Source organism: Tigheibacillus halophilus (assembly GCF_042683165.1).
In the GTDB taxonomy this organism is placed as follows: Bacteria; Bacillota; Bacilli; order Bacillales; family Amphibacillaceae; genus Tigheibacillus; species Tigheibacillus halophilus.
In genome coordinates this window covers 1-5842 of record NZ_JBHUIZ010000018.1, presented here as the reverse complement: position 1 = coordinate 5842, position 5842 = coordinate 1, and the positions used below count along the sequence as shown (strand labels likewise).

The window sequence follows — 5842 nt, the reverse complement described above, 5'->3', positions numbered from 1 at the left end:
GCCACTGTAATGGACCTGTTTTCAAGAAGAATCATCGGGTGGGAAATGAGTCATCGAATGACAAAGGAACTGACAATCACGGCTTTAAAGAGGGCTATTAATCAACAGCTGCCAAACGAAGGGCTGATCATTATTCTGATCGAGGCAGCCAATACGCCGCAACTGATTATCAAGCAATTCTACAAGACTATAAAATCACCACGAGTATGAGCAGGAAAGGAAACTGTTATGACAACGCCTGTATCGAATCGATTCATAGCATAATTAAAAAGGAACTAATATTTCACGAGAAGTTTCAAACACGCGCTGAAGCTAAACGAGTATATTCGCCTATATTATGACCTTTTATAATTTCAAGCGGATTCATTCAGCTATTGGTTATATGTCGCCGTTACAGTATGAAAAAATGTAGATTCAACGGCTAAAATCAACTGCATGAAGGGAATTCAACATCCTCTCAGGTGACGTTAGGGTGAATACCCTTACGCCAACTGAATGGACAGCAAGCAACGCGCGGTAGCAGTTTTAGGATTTTCAACATTTCGTGTGTCCAATTTATTGACATAGATCCAATTTAGTGTTACTTATGCTGCAAACAATTATAAAGAAAAACTATTGCTTTTCAATCTTATTTTTTATTAAATTATAAATTGGGTAGTCTTTTATCAAGGTTTTATCTTTTTCTGATAACTTATTAAAACGATACTTAAATTCGTTGTGATTACCTAGTAATATGTCTAAGGCACATAAAATCGTTACATCATCTATAATCTATATTTGTAACTTTTATTTCAGTAATTTTCATGATTTCTTCTTCAGTTAACTCTCTCTTCCTGAAAATTACCTGCATTTTATTTATTAAAAACATAGTTTCATCAGTTTGTTCATAAATATAATCAAACGTGTTTGCGATCATTGTTAAAATTTCTTTTCTTTTATTGTTTTCGTTACTGTCTAAATACAATAAAGTATTTAATAGAAATTCATTAGATATATCCTGAGCTATACTGTTGGTATAATCAACATCTGTTAAAGCTTTTTCTATTGAATCCAATTTTAAATTACTGTATTTATATAACTCCTCTGGTTTCAAAAGTATATATGGACTGTGTTCCACTGAGTTTTTGAAGGTTTTATCTGGGCTAATTAGAATTCTATACTTTTCCTTTATTTCATTATAATTAAAAAAATCGAAGAAAGTATTCTCGTGTTCTCCAACTCCCTTTGAAAGAATAAATTTATAATTTCCAACACTCACTACCTGTAGGTGTTTATCAGTTATTTTATTTGCTTCTACGTTCTTGTTGATTATGACATCTATCAAAAAGCTTATTTGTTTCAAATCTTTCTTGAGTGTATCAAAGTCTACATTAGGTTCCACTCCTAAATAATTTAAGACCCACAATATTTCATTAAGTTTTTTAATATAGTTAGGCATGGGTGCTAAAATATTGTTATAGACATCCTCTTCGAAGTTTAACGATACTTCTGTATGATTCAAATAAATTTTTCCTGCTTTTGCAATTTCAACAAAAAATTCACAGTCTTTTATTCTTTCTCTAATGCTACCTGATTCAGCAAAATTAATATCAAGCTTATTACCTGACAAAACCATTGTAAAGCTTTTACCAAATTTAATTTTTTGGTTATCTTTTGTTTTTTCTCGATAAAACTTATCATAAAAGACTTTATCTCTTGTTCCAATATTGAATTCCTCTTGTTCAATTTTAATATCTGCTTTAAATCTATCTATAGGAACTTTCAGATTCGTGTGTTTACTTTTACCATAGATAAAAGTTCCAGAATCAAATAAATAAAAATCTAAATCCGATTTCTTGTTACCTATAATGGTAAAAATATATTCATCATATTCAGTTTTTCCATCCAATGTCATTAATTTATACCCTTGTTCTTTACGATGAAATAAAAAATGTCTGCATAATGAATACAATTTATCTCTCCGTAATTCTTGAAATGTATGGCTTATCGTTTTCTGATGTTCTTTCCCTTTGATTAATTTTTCTATATCGTATTTTAATAATTCGGCATAAAAAATCTTAGTTTTATTAACATCATAGAAGTCTGTCATTTCAACAATTAAGAAAAATGCACCAGCTTCATTCGAATAATTCCTTAAATCCGTTATTTCGATATTATAGGGACGTGTTCCCTCACTAAAATGTTTTACATGTGTTCCTTTTACTTGGACTGGTACTCTACCAATAATATCATCTTTTGCTCGATTATTTCTGGAATATTCTGAATTATAAACTATTATCTCTCCATCCCAAGAAGGATAGGTATCACCCACTGGTATTTCAGGCATGAGTAAACCACTAATCATCGAAGCATGTTCTACAGCTGAAACTGCATTTTTTCCAATTACATAGTTTGACATTATATCGACTCCTGCAAATAATCTCTCTATCTACTAAAATCATAGGACTTTCTTACCTAAATAAAAATGCTGAATATCAAGGTACAAAACTTGCTAACTATATTATAGAACGGAACGGTTTGGTTTATTAATATAATTCTCATCTAAATTTACTGGTTATATTAGCTACATAATTAATGCTGTAATCTTTTAGATACAATTCAATTATACGTAATAATATCTATAAATTACAACATCTAGGCACCTATAATCCTATTAAACAAGCTTAACAATACATCTTTCACTCCACTTGCATTAAAGACCAATCCTACTGCAACCAACGCAACAATTAAAAATCCAATCAGTTTAGAAAACTCACGTTTAAAGCCTAAATAAATACCGATTACTACAATCGCCATTAATACCAAAGACTGCGCATTACTTAAAAACCAATTGTACAAATTTTGCCCAAAGTTCATTATTCATTTCTCCTTTCGTATTCTAATATTTTGTCACTTGACGCATGCATTCGATAAACCATAAAATAATACCAACTATAATTGTAAGTAAAATGTATTTTAGTAGTTTCATAGGAAATCTCCAATCTATCGTTTAATGACTTCTTTTGTTTCAAGTGCCTGTTGCATCAATAATTGTTGATGGCGTTTGGTTAATTTTGCTTGATCTAACATATCTTTAATCACGGTTGTTTGATTGATTTCATCTAGTTTAGTTGCCAGTTTCCAAGTAGGAGCCACTTGTCGAGCCAACCATCTGAGTGTTTTATCGAATGTGTAAGGTTCAGGTTTTGTTGTTAAATAAATTTTTCTGTTTTCACCTAATTCTAAAAAACGTTGCCACTCCGCATTCATTGGCCAACTGCTTCGACGTTTTTTGTCGTCTTTATCGACAAATCGAATATATCGGTTAATAATAGAAAAAGCTGTTCGACCCGCATCTTCATAGGTCATTAAATCAACAACCGCATGATACGCACGATCATTTTTTAATCGAATTTCAAAACGATTTTTAATGTCTGTATCTTCAAGTGATGCGTCGTGTTTCACGTATTGTTCGTAATCTTTTTCATACACACAAAAATACACGTCACTCTTCAAGGAACCAATATACAGTGTATTTCCCATATCACGTTTTTCTTCTCCATGAACCAATTCGCCAGAACGATAACTTTTAAAGCTACGAAAAACGGAGATACATTCTTCATTTCTACATTTGTTCGTTAGAAATGGAATATCCAATATGCCTGTTTTATCATTGATTACTAGATCAACTCGTTTAAATACACCATTCACACGGAATACATCCATAAAAAAATCAAACCATGTACGTTGTTGAGCTAGTAGAAAATTTTCAAATTGTCTACATCCTTTTCCTTTCAGTTCAAGTAAACAACCTTTATCTTCATCTGGCGAAACCATAACGACAATGTCACCAAAAACATATTGTTCCATGTAAGAATAAAACGCATAATCCTCATGGATTATATACTCCATTTTCAATCGTAAAATTTCTTCAATAACCGGCTTCGGGTTCGTTGTTAAAAAACGTATTCGCACGTAATCAAATAAAATTTCCAAAGGGGCTTCGGGATTAAATTGTTCTAAAATATTGAACATCGCTTGTTGTAAGGTTTGCGTCGGTATAATTTTTCCTGTTTCAATCTCACTAATATATTGCCTTGAAATTCCTACATGTACCGCTAATTTGTTTTGCGATACTCCATATGCCAATCGTTTTTCTTTTAATTGTTGATACCAAGGTACTTTATTCATGTGCATTCCTCCAAACTAAAAAAAGATGTCAACTAAAGGTTAAAAGCTGACATCTTCTTTATATACTCCAAACCGTTGTGCTATCAGGTGTTAATGGCTTTTGGAACAGTTTCTTATTGTTTTTCTACCCCCCTGTTAGAAATGGGGGGTTAAGGCGTGGCTTTCGCTTCGCACGCCGCCGCACTGTGCAGCCTTTATTGGGCTAGTTTAGCAATTTCATTTAAGAAGTCATGTTCTTTCGGGACAAGTAGTGTGTAAAATTCAGAAATGATATTATCCCCTTTATCGACATAGCCCCGCCCTTTAATCTGTTTTAAGAAAAACTGTTTTTGTACATCGCTGCCAAACATCATGCCGTACCCGAGCTCACTCATACGACCTAAAGCGACTCGAAAATTAAACTGATCTCGAATTCCATCCCCAAGATATTTTGCGTCTGGTCGTTGACAGGCGAGGATGAGAAAGAAGCCTGCTTGACGTCCTAACATGACAATCTGTTTCAGTTTGGTTAAGACTAGGGTATTTTCCTTAGAAGTAAGCATTTCCATAAATGCTACGTACTCGTCAAAAACTAGAAAGTGAGGAGATAAGCCTAAATAAGCATAGTTTTCCCCAGTTTTATAGCCTGCCATCTGTTTCATTTCTTCACTACGAGCCATCATATCAGCATAAAATTGGTCAATACATGTTATCATATCTTCCTTTTTATAATACACATCAGGCATAACAGTCGCCAGATCGGCTAAGTCTGCATTTTTTGGATCTAGGATATACAATTTCGCATCTGTTTTTAATAACGCTTCAATCAGCGTGAGAATAAAATATGTCTTTCCACCGCCTGTCCCACCAGCAATCAACATATGCGGAAGTTTATCGTATTCCCAATACATCGAATCCATGAGCTTTAAACTACCATTTTGTGCGTTGACTTCATCAATCGAAATACGGTTCGCAATCATGTCATAGAAAAGCACATACTCCACATAGGAATCGTGTAACTCTTTTGATACTAATTCACAATACAGACCACTTTCTAATTTCTTTTCTAAGTTGAGTAATTGCTCTTGATATTTTCCGAGTGTTATTTCTGTTTGAATATGAAGCAATCCTTTTTCAAGCCGATAGTACATTTTAGGAAAGTAACTGATTTTTTCTTTTGCTTTTCCATTTGGTATGTCTTCAAAGAAACTACTTGATTGTACCTGTTTCGTTTCATACCAACCGTTTTCCAAGATCATTTTGGCTAGTTTCTGACGATGAATAATCGGTTTTATACGATCATATCGATAACGATAATAGAGAAAAGAACAGCAAGCTACCATCACTAGGCTAATCACTAGTGACACCAATCCATACGTACTCATAAAGTGTGCTTGAAATAAATCAAGCTGCCACGTTGTAGAAAGTAAAAATGACAGATGAAAAGGGATAAAGGAAACGAGCCATAGAGCAGACAATCCAAAGAATATAAATTGAAAGACGAGGGAAGCATCTTTTTCCTTAATGCGTTTCGGGTTTGTCAAATTAAGTGTGTAAGTCCCAACCTACTCCAGGTATTTTAAAACCCTATCTTTTAAATGATCGTGAACGAGAAACTAGTTCATGACCATTGCCCAGTTCTGTATATGGCCGCCTTCCCACTTGGATTCCAATTCCTGAATCCGCAGATATA

At 33.4% G+C, this 5842-nt stretch carries 4 protein-coding genes and 1 pseudogene; 1 reads left to right on the top strand and 4 read right to left on the bottom strand.

What is annotated here, in order from left to right; all coding sequences use genetic code 11:
* Positions 1 to 412, top strand: a pseudogene (locus tag ACFSMW_RS20375) (IS3 family transposase); the annotation flags it as partial.
* A 348-nt stretch (positions 413 to 760) separates the two neighbouring features.
* On the opposite strand, the gene ACFSMW_RS18955 reads toward ACFSMW_RS20375, so the two are convergent.
* The 4 genes from ACFSMW_RS18955 to ACFSMW_RS18940 all read right to left on the bottom strand — a co-directional run bounded on the left by ACFSMW_RS18955 (position 761) and on the right by ACFSMW_RS18940 (position 5693).
* Positions 761 to 2398, bottom strand: coding sequence for a hypothetical protein (locus ACFSMW_RS18955; RefSeq protein WP_390357885.1), 1638 nt, complete (start codon positions 2396 to 2398; stop codon positions 761 to 763).
* Positions 2399 to 2634: 236 nt separating this feature from the next.
* The gene (locus ACFSMW_RS18950) at positions 2635 to 2856 is read right to left on the bottom strand and encodes a hypothetical protein (protein ID WP_341098636.1); all 222 of its coding nucleotides are present in this window, start codon (positions 2854 to 2856) and stop codon (positions 2635 to 2637) included.
* A gap of 126 nt (positions 2857 to 2982) precedes the next feature.
* On the bottom strand, positions 2983 to 4170 hold the full coding sequence (mobT, locus tag ACFSMW_RS18945) for a MobT family relaxase (RefSeq protein WP_390357884.1): 1188 nt from the start codon (positions 4168 to 4170) through the stop codon (positions 2983 to 2985).
* A 194-nt stretch (positions 4171 to 4364) separates the two neighbouring features.
* The gene (locus tag ACFSMW_RS18940) at positions 4365 to 5693 is read right to left on the bottom strand and encodes an FtsK/SpoIIIE domain-containing protein (RefSeq protein WP_390357883.1); all 1329 of its coding nucleotides are present in this window, start codon (positions 5691 to 5693) and stop codon (positions 4365 to 4367) included.
* Between the last annotated feature and the right edge of the window lie 149 nt (positions 5694 to 5842).

Excerpts from the sequence above, each read along its gene's own strand:
- ACFSMW_RS18955 (WP_390357885.1), bottom strand. The coding sequence starts at position 2,398 with ATGTCAAACTATGTAATTGGAAAAAATGCAGTTTCAGCTGTAGAACAT.
- ACFSMW_RS18950 (WP_341098636.1), bottom strand. The coding sequence starts at position 2,856 with ATGAACTTTGGGCAAAATTTGTACAATTGGTTTTTAAGTAATGCGCAG.
- mobT (WP_390357884.1), bottom strand. The coding sequence starts at position 4,170 with ATGAATAAAGTACCTTGGTATCAACAATTAAAAGAAAAACGATTGGCA.